The sequence below is a fragment of the Pseudomonas sp. RIT-PI-q genome (assembly GCF_001297125.1).
Taxonomy (GTDB): domain Bacteria; phylum Pseudomonadota; class Gammaproteobacteria; order Pseudomonadales; family Pseudomonadaceae; genus Aquipseudomonas.
Genome location: NZ_LHPC01000077.1, coordinates 194,960 through 211,404 on the forward strand (window position 1 = coordinate 194,960; position 16,445 = coordinate 211,404).

A 16,445-nucleotide genomic window follows, 5' to 3' on the forward strand; every position below is an offset into this window, starting at 1 on the left:
TGCGCTGCCAGAACGGCTAAAAGTGTGTAGGCGAGTAGCGTGATGGCATGTTGCCGTAGAGAAAGGCCACAGAAGGGTCTTGGCGAGGGTGACGTAAACGTAACGGGAACAGTTTATTGAGCAGCCGATGGGCTGCTTAATTGTTTCTGAATGTTGGGATTTGCGGCGAATGTGCTGCCGCCATCGCGGGCAAGCCCGCTCCCACAGGTTCAGTGGCGTTCATGGATGTTGTGCTCGACACGGACACTGTGGGAGCGGGCTTGCCCGCGATGAGGTCGACGCAGATTAGAAGGTCTTGCCGGTATGGTTATTCAACGAAATAACCTTGGTCTTGCCAATCCGGTGACGATAGATCTCGCGCAGGTACTTGATCGCCTTCTTCACGCAATCGCGCGACAAACGAATGTCATTGATCGAGACGAACTTGTCCTTGTCGTTGATCAGCTCGCGGTACTTCTTCTCGTACATCGGTTTGATCGCGTACCAGTTGGTGTCGAGGATCTTCGCCGGGTTCTCGAACTCGTTGAGCAAGTCGTCGATCAGGCCCTCGTCAAACTCTTCGTTGATGATGAAGTCGAGGATCGAGTTGTCCAGGGTCTCGTCGAAGCGGTACGGGGTTTTCGCAAAGCAGCGTTTGATAAACGCCACAATCAGCGTCAGGAAGTCGTCCGACAGGCACGGGCTCTTGGCGATCAAGGTGGTCAGCGACAAGTTGGCCGAGGCGCCGATCACCAGCGCATAACGCTTGAGCGTGGTGTTGGGGAACAGGCTGTTGAGGTGGGTCTTCAACCGGTTCAGGTCCATGTAGGACAGCTTGTAGTCCTTCGGCAAGGACACGATCGACACCACCGATGAGCAGTTCTTGAAGAAGTGCAGGTCGTGCAACGCGGCGGCGTCATAACCCGAGTTCTTGTACTGCTCCAGCGACGCACGATAACGCTTGGACTCGATCGGCAACAAGCTGATGCCTTCAATCGCCTGGGTCACTTTGTTGAAGTGCGGCAGGTCGATGGAACGGAAGAACAGGTCGTCAATGTTCAGGCGCTGCGGCTCTTTCTCGAACACCTTGAACTTGTCGCTGCTCGGCGGCGGGGTTTCCGGCACCACGGATTCGGCATAGGCAATCGCCACCGGGCCGGCCAGGCTCATGAACAGGTCGTTGGCGTCGAGGCGAATGGTTTCGCCGATGTCGATGCCGGCGCGACGGAAATAGTTCTGGTCGTAGTCAGTCGTGACCGCCTGCGCCGTCAGGATGTTGAAGATCTGCTGCGAGATGTACTGGTTCGCGTGCTTCTCCATCGCATTGACGTCGATGTTCTGGATGTTGCCGTCATCGCTTTCTTCGGCATACCGCATGATGTCGTTGGAGATCAGCATCATCGCGTTCCATGGGCGAATACGCCCCATGACACTGGCTTCGCTGCTGTCTTCGTTGGCGAAGTTGTAGGAGAAGTCCCACTCTTCCGACAGGTATTTACACAGCAGTCGACCGGCGTTGATGTGCAGCGCTTCGGACATTTCACTGCGGTGATCGGAAATGTTCGGCAACACGCAGATGCCGCTGGTGAAGATCGGCTCGAACACGAACGAGTGGCCGCTCTTGCCGTCGTGCTCGTCCATTGGCTTGGTGTCGAACGTCTTGTTCATGTACGAGTGCTGCTGGGCCAGGCCGAATTCCGAGGCCATGCCCGAACCGGTGCCGCCGCCGGCACTGAAGATCGAGAAATACAGGCGCGACTGGTTGGCCTTGATGCCACAGCTGTCGATCAGGTACGAGTGAATCATCTTCCAGTCGGGGCTGGAGAAACGCTGGGTATCCTTGTTCAGGATGATCTTGGCCAGGTACTGACCGAGGATCGGCGCGTTACCGGCGCCCCCGGCGTGGACTTCCGACAAGTCCATTATTTTCATTTTGCTGTAGTCGCGCAGGAAGCCGCTTTTTTCGCCCTTGCGCGAGAAACGGATGCGGCCGGCGATGTCTTTGTCCAGGTCGCCGAGCATCACCAGCGGTTCCACCAGGAACACCGGTTTGGTGGCCTTGTTCGGCCCCAGGCGCAGATTGTTACGGATCCATTGTGCCGGGCTGTAGCCCTTTTCAGCGAAGCGCTTGTCCGGCGAGAGACGGTCTTCGTTGTTGAATTCGTTGAGGTAGAACTTGCGGGCGTTGTACACCAGTTCCGCGACGTCCAGCGCGATGTTCGAACCGCAACGACCGAGGCCGATCAGGCACACCGACGGGAATTCCTGATCGTTGTGCTGTTCGTTGTCGCCTTCCAGGTGCGGTGGGCGCGGGAACACCATGTCGCGCAGGCCGTCGAGGTTATCGAGGATGCGGTCGGTGTTGGTTTCGGTGAAGTACAGATATTGCTGAGTGGCCAGCGGGCGCGATGGCGTCAATGGCTTCGAGGGCGCAGGGCTGTTCGCCGCGGGGCTCAGCGTCAGATCGGATATCGCAGTGGCCGGATTGTTTTTAGAAGTCATTGTGCGCCATATACCTGGGCTGGTTGGTTGGGCGACAGCCTGTCGTCAAACCATCACGGGATGGGAACTCGCGTCTTTTTTCAGCGCGTATTGGGTCCAAGCGTCAGGGCTTTTACCTGGGCATCGCTCGGGGGAATCCTTTCCCAAGTCATGATGAATCGGCCAATATTCGGCGATCTTTAATCAAAAGGAGGCCAGATGATGGCAACGTTACCTTCGCTCGGGTTTGCCGGGATCGGCCTGATGGGCTTGCCAATGTGTCGGCGCCTGCTGGCGGCGGGCTATCCGCTGACGGTATGGAACCGCAATCCGGCCAAATGCGCGCCGCTGGTCGAGGCCGGCGCACGACAGGTCGCCACACCTGCCGAGCTTTGCCAGCATGCTGACGTGGTGATGCTGTGCCTGGCGGACACGTCGGTGGTGCGCGAGGTGGTATTCGGCGCGTCAGGGATTGCGCAAGGTGCGAAAAGCGCTCAATTGCTGGTGGATTTTTCCAGCCTGGAACCTACCGCCACGCGGGAAATGGCGACAACGCTGGTCAGCAAAACCGGCATGAAATGGCTGGATGCGCCGGTGTCCGGCGGAGTGATCGGTGCCGAGGCCGGCAGCCTGGCGATCATGGTGGGTGGCGACGCGGCGGACCTGGAGCGCGTCAGGCCGGTGCTGTCGAGCCTCGGCCAGCGCGTGACCCACATGGGCGCCGTCGGGGCAGGGCAGGTGACCAAGGCTTGCAACCAAATGATTGTGGCCTGCAATGCACTGGTGATCGCCGAAGTGGTGGCGTTGGCCGAGCGCTCCGGCGTCGACGCCAGCCTGATCGCCGAGGCGTTGGCCGGCGGTTTCGCTGACTCGAAACCCTTGCAGTTCCTCGCTCCGCAAATGGCCGAAAGCCGCTTCGAACCGGTGAAATGGCACGTGCGCACGTTGCTCAAGGATCTGGATGGCGCGGTGAAGTTTTCCCGCGAGCAGGGTTCGGCGACACCGATCAGTGGATTGGCCGCACAATTGATGCGACTGCATGGGAGCCAGGGATTCCTGGAAAAAGATCCGTCGACGTTAGTGCAGTTGTACCGCGAGCCAGACTCAAAGGACTGAAATTGCGCGACTGCTTGCGCTGGTTGATTTCGTTCAGCACTGGACGCAACTCGGCCAGCGGCATCGCCACCAGCACATTCTCGGTCACTTCCAGCTCAATCCGGTGTTGCGCCACGCCGGCTGCGCGCAGGGCGTGTTTGACTTCATCGGCGAACGCGATGCGTGTCAGGTTCAACGGTGAGCACTTGACGATGATCTTGAGTCCTTCGCTACCGTGGCTGGACAGCTCGCCAAGGTCTTCACAGGCCTTGCGCAGCACCCAGTTGTCCAGTTCGGCGATCAGGCCGTTGGCCTCGGCGATGGCGATGAACCGATCCGGTGCCAGCAAGCCGAGCTCCGGATGTTGCCAGTGCACCAGCGCTTCAAGCTTGCTGACCTGGCCGGTTTTCAGGTCGAGGATCGGCTGGTAATAGAGCATCAAACCGATGTTTGCGTGCAGGGCCTGGCGCAGTTCTTCCTCCAGTGGATGCTCGCGCGTGGCGCGGGCCTTCATGTCTTGACGGAAAAAATGCAGCCCGTTGCGACCGTTGCCCTTCGACTGGTACAGCGCCAGGTCGGCGTTTTTCAGCAGCTCTTCGCAGGTCTTGCCGTCTTCTGGAAACAGGCTGATGCCGATGCTGGTGGTCATGACCATGTGCTGTCCGGAGAACTCTATGGGCTCTTGCATTTTCAGCATGATGAGCTGGGCCATGTGCCGTGCCTCTTCACGGTCGTGCAGGCCGATGAGGATGCAGAACTCATCACCGCCGAAACGTGCCACCACGTCCTCGTGGCTGCGTACCGAAGCCTTGATGTGGTTGGCCAGGATTCTGAGCAACTCATCGCCCGCGTCATGCCCAAGACTGTCGTTGACTCGCTTGAAGTGGTCGATGTCGAGGAACATGACCGCCAGCATGCCACCTTCATTGGTTTTCTCGATCAGCCTCTCGGCGAAGATCTGGTTGAAGCCACGACGGTTGATCAGGTTGGTCAGCGCGTCGTAGTGCGCCATCTGTTGCAATGACAGGCGCGCCTGATCCAGTTGGCCGACCAGAGTGTTGACCCGCTGCAGGTCGCGCTCCTTGTGTTGCAGTTTCTTGTCCGCCAGTGCCGCGCTAATGCTGCTGCCGATGACAAGCAGTGTCATCACCGCCACCGTCAGTCCCAATTGCAGGTGATTGTTATCGCCGGGCAGCGGCAGGAGGCTGTTGTCGGGTAGCACCAGATCGAGCGCCGCCATGCCGGTGAAGTGCATGCTGACGATGCCGGCCCCGAGCACCAGGCTGGCGGTGTATTTGAGCAGTTGATGAAACACACCGCTGCCATGGCGCAGATAACTGGAAATCAACAGCGCAGCCAGGCTGGCGCCGATGGCGATCACGATTGAGAGGGCAAACAGGTCGGGATGGTAATAGGCCGTCGCATTCGAACGCATCGCGGCCATGCCCACGTAGTGCATGGTCGCGATGCCCAGGCCAATACATACCGCGGCGCGCAGGTATTGCCAGAAATTCAAATGAGGACGCCTGAGGGTGTGCATCGCCAGCCACGAGGCCGTCAGTGCGAACAGCAGCGAGGTCAGGGTGATGGGCATCTGGTATTGAATTTCGATCGGCGCCTGGAACGCCAGCATGCTGATGAAATGCATCGCCCAGATACCGCCCGCCAGACACCCGGCACCGACCCAACACCAGAGTCGTTGGGCTGCGGGTTTTTCTGCATGGCGGATCCGTTCGGTCATGTCCAGCGTGGCGAAGCTTGCTGCACACGCCACCACATAGGCCAGCATCACCAGAAAAGGGTTATGTGCGCAATTGAGAATGACCTGACCGCTCGCTGGCAGTTGGGTTGTGAAATGCACACCAAGCCATTCCATCGCACGCCCCGTTTTTGTTATCTGGCCAACACCATGCCTCTGGCGAATGTGTTGGAGTATAGAGGTCATGTTAAGAGTGCAACGGGTGGTGGCACATTGCTGTCAATGATTTTGGCATTAGCCTTATAGCGATGGGCGCTATGCGTTAAGCGATTTGCTCATAAGGCATTTCGAACTCGGGTTGCAGGGCCGGCAGCCCGAACGCTGCCCTGGCAGCATCGCAATCCACATTTGCCTCGCCATTGGCCCAGGAAGCGTCGAACTCTCGGCAAGTGCTGGAGCGCTGGTCGTAGATCGAGCACTGCACGGTGCTGCCCACTTCACCGACCAGCCCGACACAGCGGGTGGGTTTGCAGTCTGTGCCGAGCATGGCCACCCGACTGGGGCTGATGGGCGCGACAAGCTCGTCGGGCACCGTTCCCCCGGCCGAGGTGCATTCACCCCAGAAAAAAGACACGCGAAAATGAGAACAGCAGGCACCGCAATTCAGACACGGACTGGCTTCGGACATGGGCGATAATCAAAGGAGGGATGGGGGACACGGTGGGGCAGACAAGGCCGCTATTCTAGGCTTCGCATCGGGCTTGGGAAGGGGGGGCGAGAGGTATTTTTCAAGGGCCTGAATGGCTGTGAAACTTCTACCCTGCCATCACCACAATCCCTTGTAGGAGCGAGCTTGCTCGCGAAGAGGCCAGCACATTCAATTCAAATGGCGGCTGCTCCACCGCTTTCGCGAGCAAGCTCGCTCCTACAGGTTTGAGGTGTGGCGCCATGGGCTGATATCACACTTACGAATAATTACAGACAGCTTTGGCGAGCCTGACTAGATTGCAGGTTCCGGGGACAGTGAGGCCCCAATAACAATAAAAGAGACGGACCCATGCAGAACTCGACGCAAGCGGCGAATGCCTGGCGCATTCTGTTCCTGTTGTTCCTGGCCAACCTGTTCAATTTTTTCGACCGCACCATTCCCGCCATCATCATCGAGCCGATCCGCATGGAGTGGCACCTCAGCGACTTTCAGCTGGGGATCATCGGTACTGCCTTCACGATTGTCTACGCCATTGCCGGCCTGCCTTTGGGGCGCCTGGCCGATACCGGTTCGCGCAGCAAGTTGATGGGCTGGGGCCTCGCGGCGTGGAGCGGCCTGACGGCGGTCAACGGCCTGGTGGGCAGTTTCTGGGGGTTTCTGATCGTGCGCATGGGCATCGGCATCGGTGAAGCCAGTTACGCACCGGCCGCCAACTCGCTGATCGGCGACCTGTTCCCGGCCCATCGCCGTGCGCGGGCGATGGGTATTTTCATGCTGGGGCTGCCGTTGGGTCTGTTGCTGGCGTTCTTCACCATTGGCGCGATGGTCAAGGCGTTCGACAGCTGGCGTGCGCCATTCTTCATCGCGGCGGTGCCGGGGCTGATCCTGGCGATCTTCATGTTCTTCATCAAGGAACCAAAACGCGGCGCCGCGGAAAGCGTGCAAGTCTCGCAGGAACGTGTGGACCGGCCGATCCGTCGGGTGCTGGCGGTGCCGACCTTTCTATGGCTGGTGATGGCGGGGCTGTGTTTCAACTTCGCGACCTATGCTTGCAACTCGTTTCTGGTGCCGATGCTGCAGCGTTATTTCCTGATGCCATTGCAGGAAGCGGCGGTGGCGACCGGGGTGATCGTCGGTGTGACCGGTCTGTTCGGCCTGACGCTGGGTGGCTGGGTCGCCGACAAGATTCACCAGCGGGTGGCCAACGGTCGTCTGCTGTTTGCCGCGTTCAGCCTGATCATCTCGACCGTGTGCACCGCCTGGGCGCTGCATTCGGGGCGGATCGAGATCGGGGTGTTTGTCGCGGTGTTCAGCGTCGGCTGGTTGTTTGCCTACAACTTCTACACCTGCGTTTACACGGCGATTCAGGACGTGGTCGAGCCGCGGTTGCGGGCCACGGCGATGGCGCTGTTCTTTGCCGGGCTGTATCTGTTGGGGGGTGGTTTGGGGCCTGTCGTCGTCGGTGGTCTGTCCGATCACTTCGCGCACACGGCCATGCTGGCGGCCGGTGCCGAGCAGATGACCGAGGCGTTCAAGGCGGTCGGCCTGCATGACGCCATGTACCTGATCCCGGTGGCGCTATTTTTCACCATGGTGTTTCTGTTTTTGGCGTCGCGGTGTTTTGTGAGGGATGCCAAGCGGATGAAGGATGGGTTGGTGGCGGTGGTTGAACCTGGGGGTATTGTGGCGACCGCATGATCGCCATCGCGGGCAAGCCCGCTCCCACAGTGTTTGTGTCGAGCACAATATCGGTGAACGCCACTGAACCTGTGGGAGCGGGCTTGCCCGCGATAGGACCATCAACAACACCAAAACAATCAAGCAGAAAAAAGGCCCGCATCGCTGCGGGCCTTCTTGTTTCTGGCAATGGAGCCGGGGGAAGTTAACCCGCCACCAACACCCGAATCGCTTCCAGTCGCAACGCAGCCTTGTCGAGCATGGCCAAGCCTTGCTCGCGCTGTTTACGCAGGGCAATCAGTTCGCTGTCGCGGACGGTCGGGTTGACCGCTTGCAACGCGGTCAGGCGCGCCAATTCTTCGTCGGTATCGGCCGCCAGGCGACGTTGCGCCTCGGCAACGCGCTCGGCATGACGCGGGAAGATTTTCTCTTCGCCAGCATTGATCCGTGGCGTCAGCTGATCGCGCTGGGCCTGGATGAACTTGTTGGCGCTGGCGCGAGGCACGCTTTCGAGTTGATCGTTCAGTGTTTCGAACGACACCCGCGCCGACAAATCATTGCCATTGGCATCCAGCAGGCAGCGCAGGGCGGCCGGCGGCAGGTAACGGCCCAGTTGCAGCGAGCGTGGCGCAACCACTTCGCTGACGTAGAGCAGTTCCAGCAACACGGTGCCAGGTTTCAGCGCCTTGTTCTTGATCAGCGCCACGGCGGTGTTGCCCATCGAACCGGACAGCACCAGGTCCATGCCACCCTGAACCATCGGGTGTTCCCAGGTGATGAACTGCATGTCTTCGCGAGACAGCGCCTGGTTGCGGTCGTAAGTGATGGTCACGCCTTCGTCGTCGCCCAGCGGGAAACTGGCGTCGAGCATTTTTTCGCTCGGCTTGAGGATCAGTGCGTTTTCCGAATGGTCTTCGCTGTCGATGCCGAAGGCGTCGAACAGGGTTTCCATGTAGATCGGCAAGGTGAACTGATCGTCTTGCTCAAGGATGTCCTCGACCAGTGCATCGCCTTCACCGGCGCCGCCGGAGTTGAGTTCCAGCAAGCGGTCACGGCCGGTGTGCAGCTCGGCTTCCAGACGCTCGCGTTCGCTGCGGGCTTCGTCGATCAGCGCTTGCCACTCGCCGTCATCAGCGTTTTCCAGCAACGGCAGCAGGCGCGGGCCGAATTGATGCTGCAAGGCGTTGCCGGTCGGGCAGGTGTTGAGGAATGCGTTCAGCGCTTCGTGATACCACTGGAACAGCCGTTCTTGCGGGCTGGTTTCGAGGTACGGTACGTGCAGTTCGATGATGTGCTTCTGGCCGATCCGGTCCAGACGACCGATACGCTGTTCCAGCAGGTCCGGGTGCGATGGCAGATCGAACAGCACCAGGTGGTGGGAGAACTGGAAGTTGCGACCTTCACTGCCGATTTCCGAGCAGATCAGCACTTGCGCACCAAATTCTTCGTCGGCGAAGTAGGCGGCGGCGCGGTCACGCTCAAGGATGTTCATGCCCTCGTGGAACACCGTGGCCGGGATGCCGGAACGCACGCGCAGGGCGTCTTCCAGGTCCATGGCGGTTTCGGCATGGGCGCAGATCACCAGCACTTTGGTGCGCTTGAGCATCTTCAGTGTGTCGATCAGCCACTCGACGCGCGGGTCGAATTTCCACCAGCGTTCTTCTTCGTTGGCGTCCGGCTGGGCCTGGAAGCTGACTTCCGGGTACAGCTCGGCGTGATCACCCAGCGGCAGTTCGAGGTATTCATCCGGGCACGGCAGCGGGTACGGGTGCAGTTTGCGCTCCGGGAAACCCTGCACGGCGGCGCGGGTGTTGCGGAACAGCACGCGGCCGGTGCCGTGGCGGTCGAGCAATTCGCGGACCAGGCGGGCGCTGGCTTCGGTGTCGCCATCGTTGACGGCGGTGAGCAGCGCTTCGCCTTCGTTGCCGAGGAAACCGTGAATGGTCTTGTGCGCTTCAGGCGACAAGCGCCCTTTGTCCAGCAGTTCCTGAACGGCTTCGGCCACCGGGCGATAGTTTTCGCTCTCGGCGCGGAAGGCGTGCAGGTCATGGAAGCGGTTCGGATCGAGCAGGCGCAGGCGCGCGAAGTGGCTGTCCTGACCCAGTTGTTCCGGGGTCGCGGTCAGCAGCAGCACGCCAGGAATGACTTCCGCCAGTTGTTCGACCAGCGAGTATTCAGGGCTGGCCTTTTCTTCGTGCCACACCAGGTGGTGCGCTTCGTCGACGACCATCAGGTCCCAACCGGCGGCGAACAGCGCGTCCTGAGCCTTCTCGTCTTCCACCAGCCATTCCAGTGCAACCAGTGCAAGCTGGGTGTCTTCGAACGGGTTGGCGGCATCGCTTTCGATGAAGCGTTCTTCGTCGAACAGCGCAACCTGCAGGTTAAAGCGGCGGCGCATCTCGACCAGCCACTGGTGCTGCAGGTTCTCCGGCACCAGGATCAGCACGCGGTTGGCGCGGCCCGAGAGCAGTTGGCGATGGATCACCAGACCGGCTTCGATGGTCTTGCCCAGACCCACTTCGTCGGCCAGCAGAACCCGCGGCGCGATACGGTCGGCGACTTCACGGGCAATGTGCAACTGGTGCGCGATCGGTTGCGCACGCACGCCGCCCAAGCCCCAAAGGGCCGACTGCAACTGGCGGCTGGTGTGTTCCAGGGTGTGATAACGCAAGGAGAACCAGGCGAGCGGGTCGATCTGCCCGGCGAACAGACGGTCGCTGGCCAGACGGAACTGAATGAAGTTCGACAGTTGGGTTTCCGGCAGGGTGACCACTTCGTTCTGCGCGTTGAGGCCGTGGTAGACCAACAGGCCGTCGACGTCGTCGACTTCGCGTACGGTCAGTTTCCAGCCTTCGAAGTGAGTGATCGAGTCACCCGGTGAAAAGCGCACACGCGTGAGGGGCGCATTCCGTAGCGCGTACTGGCGAGTGTCGCCAGTGGCCGGATAGAGCACGGTCAGCAAGCGACCGTCCTGTGCCAGAACGGTGCCTAAACCCAGCTCGGCTTCGCTGTCACTAATCCAGCGTTGCCCCGGTTGATACTGCTGCGCCATGCTGCCTGACTCCCACCTTGAAAAAGCGGGCTATCTTAACGGAATGAGGCCTTCAGGGCCAAAGGACTCTCACAAAAACTAACGCTAATACGTTAGTTCACCGATGCAAGGGGCGCAGGCCAGGGCACCAATGAGTGCCAACCGGGTCACAGTTTGCGACCGATGGCTCAAGTCGCCATCCCCGCAGCCGACAGCCTGCTGACAGGAGACTGATAATTATGCTGCCACCGATGCTCCCCTTGAGTGCCGTGCCGATCACCTCGCAACATGACCCGGTCCGTCAGCGACCGGACATTGCGCCCGTGGTGCCGGTGCAGGAAAGCTCCAACCAAAGCACCATCGACCTGAAAAATCGCGACCCCGAAGAGGCCGCCTTGCAACTGCGCGAGGAACAGCGCCGGCAGCAGGAGCGGGACAAGCGTCGCCGTGAAGCCAATGAAGATCCTGAAGAACACCTGGCGATTCCTGGTGACGAGCTCAACGCCGACAACACCGTGCCGGTGGCGCCGCTGATGGACGACCAGCCGCGTCAGGGCCTTTGGGTGGATATCCAAATCTAGAATCACACGCCCCCCGTGTAGGAGCTGCCGAAGGCTGCGATCTCGTCAGGCGCCATCATTGCTCACTGACCCACCGCAGCTAACTCTCCCAGCAACACTTCAATCTCCTCCTCGGTGTTCAAGTAACTCACCGCAATCCGCGCGATGCTTTCCAGCCCTCGGGCCTGCATGTCCAGCGGCGTATACGCCACGCCATTGGCGCCGATATTGATCCCTCTCCGTGCCAGTCGTAGCTTCAGCTCAACACTGTCCCAACCCTTGAGCGTAAAGGCGATCAGCCCGGATTGATGGTCTGTCGGACCGAGGTTGTGCAACGTCAGGCCGGGGATCGAGCCAAGCCTTGTACGCAGGCCCCGGCTCAGCGAGTCGATCCGTTGACGAATCCGCGTTGCACCCAACCGGTTGAATTCCTCCAGCGCATTGGCCAGTCCGGCCAGCAAGGCCACCGACACTTCACTGGTTTCAAAGCGCCGCGCATCGTTGCGCAGAGCGAACCCTTGGCCATCCCAGGGGGCTGACAGTACGTCCCGTTGATGGGGAACGAGCCGTTCGAGAAAGCCCGGCTTTATATAGAGCAGCGCCGTCCCGCGCGGTCCTCGGAGAAACTTGCGTCCGGCACCTTTAAGCACGTCACAGTTCAACGCTTGCACATCGCAGGGCAATTGCCCCAGCGCCTGGCCGGCGTCAATGAAGTAAGGAATACCGTGTTGCATGGCCACGGTGCCGATGGCCTCGGCCGGGTTGATCAGGCCACCGTTGGCCGGTAGCCAGGTCAGTGCGATCAACCTCACCCTTGGCGTAATCATTTGCTTGAGGGCAGCTACCGATACTGCGCCAGTTTCGTCGCAGGGGATCACCTCCAGTTGTGCCCCGGCACTGACCGCCTGGGCGATACAGGCCAGATTGCCGCCCCATTCGTGGCGTCCGACCAGAATGCGATCACCGGCCTGCCACGGCCCCAAGGCATTGAACGCCATGCCCCAGGCCGCTGATCCGCTACTGGCGAAAGCGATGGCTTCGGCTGTGGCGTTGAACAGCGTGGCGGCCGCGTTTCGAGCGCGGGCCTGCACGCTCTGATCGGCGGCTTCCATCGGGCCGGTGGTGGCTTCGCACTGCAACTGCTCGATCATCGCGTCGAGGGTGGCCTGGCTGGGCAGCGAAGCACCGGCATGGTTGAAGTGAATCACGCTGGCACAACCCGGTGTTGCCGCCCGCAAACGCTCCACTTCGGCGATGTTCATGGCCGCAGCTCGAAAATCGCGTCGATCTCCACCGCCACGCCACTGGGCAGGCTGGACACGCCGACGGCGGTGCGCACGTGCCTGCCTTTGTCGCCGAGGGCGTTGACCAGCAAATTAGATGCACCGTTGGCGACTGCACCTTGGCGTTGGAAGTCTGGGGCGCTGGCGATGAACACGCCGAGACGGATGATGCGCACCAGTTTCGACAGGTCATCGCCGAGAGCATCACTGAGTTGTGCCAGCAGCCCGAGGGCGGCGAGTTCGGCGGCGTTAGCGCCTTCTTCCTCGGAGATCGACTCGCCCAAGCGGCCGATGAAAGCAGGTTTGCCGTCCTGCAACGGGATCTGACCGGAAATGAACAGTTGGTTTTGGCTGACGACGTGGTTCACGTAGTTGGCGATCGGCTGGCTGGGCGTCGGCAGGGCCAGGCCAAGTTCCTGGACGCGAAGGGCGATTGAGTCGGTCATGGTGAATCCTCCTGAATGAAGGCTCAGCATGTTGATCTCTCGTTAGCGCGACAAACGGATAGATTTAATCCGACGTATTCATAAAGCTCATGTGTCGGCGATTTCATTCAGCCATTGGCTGAAACATGTGGCTGCATGGCTGGGAGGACGGTCGGGGGTCACCAGCCAATAACCGATCTCGCCAGTGAATGGCGGGGTGTCGAAGGCGTCCACCAGTGCGCCTTCCTTGAGCCGGCGTTCGATCAAATGATGACGGCCCATGGCAATGCCTTGCCCGGCCACGGCTGCTTCGACGACGATGTTGTAATCGTGGAGCATCACGCTCGGGTAGTGAGCGAGGTCGATGGCGTTATGCGTGCTCCAGTCGATCCACTCGAACGGTTGATGGGACTTGGCCATGAGCAGCGGGCCTTTGCCGACGCCTTGCGCCTTGAATGCCGGGCTGCAAACGGGCGTCAGTGTTTCGCCCATGAAGCGCCGGGCCCGGACCTTGGGCCAGCCGCCCTTGCCGTAACGGATCGCCAGGTCGACTTCGCCACCGCCGACGTCGGCCAGTTGCACCGACGGCAGTAGTTCGACATGGATGTGCGGGTGACGCGCATTGAAACTGGCCAGGCGCGGCGCCAGCCACAGGGTCGCGAATGAGGCGAGGAGGCCGATGCGCAGGGTGGTTTCCTGTTGGTCGTCGCCGCGCAGTTCGCGGGGAGCCAAGGCGATGGACGCAAGGGCAGGTTGAATCTGCCGGTAGTACGTTTCGCCGGCAGGGGTCAGATCAATGGCCCGGGTGCGGCGGATGAACAGCCGCTGGTTGAGGAACTGCTCGAGTTTGTGCACTTGATGGCTGATTGCACTTTGGGTCACTGACAACTCATCGGCGGCCTTGATGAAACTCAAATGTCGCGCCACGGCCTCAAAGGCGCGCAGGGCCATCAAGGGCGGCAGGTCCTGGTGCAATTCCACGGCGCGGGTCCTTTGTGGCCATCGTAAAGTGGCGATTGTGCGGTGAAAAACCGCCTTGAGCACATATTTTGTTAAGCCACTGTTGCGCGGGTGACTGGTCAGCGCCGGCGCCAGACCGCATTATTGGCGCAATCCTGCCGAGCGATGCGGCAACTGAATTTCATTTCAAGCGATGCACTGAACGCCATGAGCCAAGACGACAAACTGATCGACCTCAACACCGAACGCGCCAAGCGGGTTCATGACCTCAACGACAAACGCCTGAATGAAGTGCGCCAGGCATTTGAGCAGGCTATGCCGTTGGGCAAAGCGAAGAAAAAGCCGAAGAACAAACCGAAAAAGCGTTGAAACACCCTGCATCGGTTGATGCAGGTCAGTTATTTCCCCTCCTTTACGTCCAGTCTCGGGCGACATTGATCCCGGTCAATATATTCTCCTGCCTGATTGGTTAACTTAGCCCCATCGCAACAGGGCAAGTGCAGGAGAGCCGTCATGTTTTTCGACAACGTGGTGATCGCCGGAGTGCTGACAGTCGGCCTCATGGTTCTGTTTTTTGCAGGGTTTGGATTTTTTATCTGGAAGGATTCGCACAAGCGCAAACCGTAGGTCTTTCTGGAAGCAATGAGCACGCAAGGCATTTTGGGCAACTTCGGTTGCCTTTTTTTTTGCCCACGAAAAACTGTCGGTTACATAAATTCCCCCGTAGGAGCTGGCTTGCCAGCGAAGGCGTCGTGTCCTTTAACATTTACGTCGACTGGCACTGCGCATTCGCTGGCAAGCCAGCTCCTACAGGGGATTTGTGGTGTCTGGAAAAACGCAGGCATGAAAAAGGCGCGGCTCTTACGAGGCGCGCCTTTTTCGTTGCAGCGATGTATCAGCTGCCGAGTGCCTTGGAGGCCAGCCAGAACAGGCCGGCCGACAGGCCCACTGTCGCTGGCAGGGTCAAGACCCAGGCCAGCAGGATGGTTTTGACGGTGCCGCCTTGCAGGCCGCTTTTGTTGGCGACCATGGTGCCGGCCACGCCCGAGGACAAGACGTGGGTGGTGGACACCGGCAGGCTGAAGATATTGGCCAGACCGATCATGCACGCGGTGGTGATCTGCGCCGACATGCCTTGTGCGTAAGTCATGCCTTGCTTGCCGATTTTCTCGCCGATGGTCAGTACCACGCGTTTCCAGCCGACCATGGTGCCCAGGCCGAGTGCCAGGGCAACCGCCAGAATCACCCAGAACGGGGCGTATTCGGTAGTGGTAGTCAGGTCTTTACGCAGCTTGTCCAGGTCAGCCTTTTCACGGGCATTGAGGGTCGGCAGCTTGCCGACTTTCTTCGCCGTGTCGTCCAGGCAGAGTAGATAACGACGTACTTCGATGCGGCTTTCCGCTGACAGCGAATGGTAGTCGGCTACACCCTTGAGGGTGCCGAGCAGGGCGTCGATGGTCGGTTCGGTCTGTTGCGGGTTGCAACGGAATTTCTCCGGCAGATCGCCTTCCACGCTTTTGCCCAGGGCCAGGTATTCACCCAGCGTATCGGCATTGCGCTTGTAGAACTGGCTCAGGTGCAAGGTCGCATCGCGGGTGCGTTCGATCTGATAGGTGGTGCTGCTCAGGTCGAGTACGAACTGCGCCGGCACGATACCGATCAATACCAGCATGATCAGGCCGATGCCTTTCTGGCCATCGTTGGAACCGTGTACGAAGCTCACGGCCATGGCCGAGATCACCAATACCAGGCGGTTCCAGAACGGCGGATGCTTCTTGTCGTCGAGCTTGCGGCGCTGGTCCGGCGTCTTGTGCATCTTCGACAGCGGGCGCCACCATTTCAGGCCGATCAGCACGAGGGCTGCGACCAGGAAGCCGGCCATCGGCGAGAACACCAGGGACGCGCCGATATCGATCGCTTTCTGCCAGTTCACGCCATCGGCCAACGGAATGTCGTTGATCAACGCGTTGGCCAGGCCGACACCGAGGATCGAACCGATCAGCGTGTGCGAACTGGAAGCCGGGATACCGAAGTACCAGGTGCCCAGGTTCCAGGTGATGGCGGCGGCGAGCAGCGAGAACACCATGGCCAGTCCGTGACCGGTGTTCACATTGATCAGCAGTTCTACAGGCAGGAGGTGGACGATGGCATACGCCACGCCAACACCGCCCAGCAGCACGCCGAGAAAGTTGAACACACCGGAAAAAAACACCGCCAGATGGGGCGGCATGGCTTTGGTGTAGATGACAGTGGCCACCGCGTTTGCGGTGTCATGAAAGCCGTTGATGAACTCGAAGGCGAGGACAAAGGCCAGGGCGAGCAAGAGGCTCACAAGCACCCAAGCATCCAGTCCGCTGAATAAATCGATCATGAAGGTTTTCTGACCCGGTCGTAAGGGGGCGCGATTATGCCAGAAAAGACTGCTAATCGATGCACTTGCTGCTCATCGGCAACATTCTTCAACGATTTTTTTTGCAGAAGCGCCACGCGCACCGGGTTTTTACCGGGCTTTGCAAGTCATTGAATTTCTTTGAGAAGGCCGCAGC

Annotated in this window: 13 protein-coding genes; 5 read left to right on the forward strand and 8 right to left on the reverse strand. The window is 59.9% G+C overall.

From position 1 onward, the window contains the following. Positions 1 to 285: 285 nt before the first annotated feature. Positions 286 to 2,481 carry a hypothetical protein gene (locus tag AEQ67_RS32700; protein ID WP_059407969.1) on the reverse strand — a complete coding sequence of 732 codons (2,196 nt, stop codon included), beginning with the start codon at positions 2,479 to 2,481 and terminating at the stop codon, positions 286 to 288. Positions 2,482 to 2,679: 198 nt separating this feature from the next. On the opposite strand from AEQ67_RS32700, the gene AEQ67_RS33450 reads away from it, so the two are divergent. Next, positions 2,680 to 3,576, forward strand: coding sequence for an NAD(P)-dependent oxidoreductase (locus tag AEQ67_RS33450; RefSeq protein WP_063854486.1), 897 nt, complete (start codon positions 2,680 to 2,682; stop codon positions 3,574 to 3,576). Here the strand turns inward: AEQ67_RS33450 and AEQ67_RS32715 are convergent. Next, positions 3,467 to 5,431 (reverse strand): putative bifunctional diguanylate cyclase/phosphodiesterase, encoded by a 1,965-nt coding sequence (locus AEQ67_RS32715; RefSeq protein WP_059407972.1) that lies wholly within the window; start codon positions 5,429 to 5,431, stop codon positions 3,467 to 3,469. The genes AEQ67_RS33450 and AEQ67_RS32715 overlap by 110 nt on opposite strands. Positions 5,432 to 5,576: 145 nt before the next feature. Beyond that, the gene (locus tag AEQ67_RS32720) at positions 5,577 to 5,942 is read right to left on the reverse strand and encodes a YkgJ family cysteine cluster protein (RefSeq protein ID WP_059407974.1); all 366 of its coding nucleotides are present in this window, start codon (positions 5,940 to 5,942) and stop codon (positions 5,577 to 5,579) included. A 369-nt stretch (positions 5,943 to 6,311) separates the two neighbouring features. On the opposite strand from AEQ67_RS32720, the gene AEQ67_RS32725 reads away from it, so the two are divergent. Continuing rightward, positions 6,312 to 7,661 carry a spinster family MFS transporter gene (locus AEQ67_RS32725; protein WP_059407976.1) on the forward strand — a complete coding sequence of 450 codons (1,350 nt, stop codon included), beginning with the start codon at positions 6,312 to 6,314 and terminating at the stop codon, positions 7,659 to 7,661. A 184-nt stretch (positions 7,662 to 7,845) separates the two neighbouring features. On the opposite strand, the gene rapA is transcribed toward AEQ67_RS32725, so the two are convergent. Next, on the reverse strand, positions 7,846 to 10,692 hold the full coding sequence (gene rapA / locus AEQ67_RS32730; protein ID WP_059407978.1) for an RNA polymerase-associated protein RapA: 2,847 nt from the start codon (positions 10,690 to 10,692) through the stop codon (positions 7,846 to 7,848). A gap of 218 nt (positions 10,693 to 10,910) precedes the next feature. Between rapA and AEQ67_RS32735 the strand changes: the two genes are divergently transcribed. Beyond that, positions 10,911 to 11,252, forward strand: a complete 342-nt coding sequence (locus AEQ67_RS32735; protein WP_059407980.1) for a hypothetical protein — start codon at positions 10,911 to 10,913, stop codon at positions 11,250 to 11,252. A gap of 62 nt (positions 11,253 to 11,314) precedes the next feature. On the opposite strand, the gene AEQ67_RS32740 is transcribed toward AEQ67_RS32735, so the two are convergent. The 3 genes from AEQ67_RS32740 to AEQ67_RS32750 form a co-directional block, all read right to left on the reverse strand. Continuing rightward, positions 11,315 to 12,493: an aminotransferase class V-fold PLP-dependent enzyme gene (locus AEQ67_RS32740; protein ID WP_059407982.1), complete on the reverse strand. Its 1,179-nt coding sequence runs from the start codon at positions 12,491 to 12,493 to the stop codon at positions 11,315 to 11,317. Continuing rightward, on the reverse strand, positions 12,490 to 12,960 hold the full coding sequence (locus tag AEQ67_RS32745; RefSeq protein WP_059407984.1) for a RidA family protein: 471 nt from the start codon (positions 12,958 to 12,960) through the stop codon (positions 12,490 to 12,492). Before AEQ67_RS32745 ends, AEQ67_RS32740 begins: the two co-directional genes overlap by 4 nt. A gap of 87 nt (positions 12,961 to 13,047) precedes the next feature. Further along, a complete protein-coding gene (locus AEQ67_RS32750; protein ID WP_059407986.1) occupies positions 13,048 to 13,920 on the reverse strand; it encodes a LysR substrate-binding domain-containing protein in 873 nt (290 codons plus the stop codon). A 186-nt stretch (positions 13,921 to 14,106) separates the two neighbouring features. Here AEQ67_RS32750 and AEQ67_RS36055 point away from each other — a divergent pair, with 186 nt between their 5' ends. Together AEQ67_RS36055 and ccoM are read left to right on the forward strand one after the other, a co-directional pair. Continuing rightward, positions 14,107 to 14,268, forward strand: a complete 162-nt coding sequence (locus tag AEQ67_RS36055) for a hypothetical protein (RefSeq protein ID WP_020299074.1) — start codon at positions 14,107 to 14,109, stop codon at positions 14,266 to 14,268. Positions 14,269 to 14,412: 144 nt separating this feature from the next. Continuing rightward, on the forward strand, positions 14,413 to 14,526 hold the full coding sequence (gene ccoM / locus AEQ67_RS36630) for a cytochrome c oxidase subunit CcoM (RefSeq protein ID WP_010462558.1): 114 nt from the start codon (positions 14,413 to 14,415) through the stop codon (positions 14,524 to 14,526). Between the two features lie 268 nt (positions 14,527 to 14,794). Here the strand turns inward: ccoM and AEQ67_RS32765 are convergent, their stop codons facing one another. Continuing rightward, positions 14,795 to 16,270 carry an inorganic phosphate transporter gene (locus AEQ67_RS32765; protein WP_059407990.1) on the reverse strand — a complete coding sequence of 492 codons (1,476 nt, stop codon included), beginning with the start codon at positions 16,268 to 16,270 and terminating at the stop codon, positions 14,795 to 14,797. Between the last annotated feature and the right edge of the window lie 175 nt (positions 16,271 to 16,445).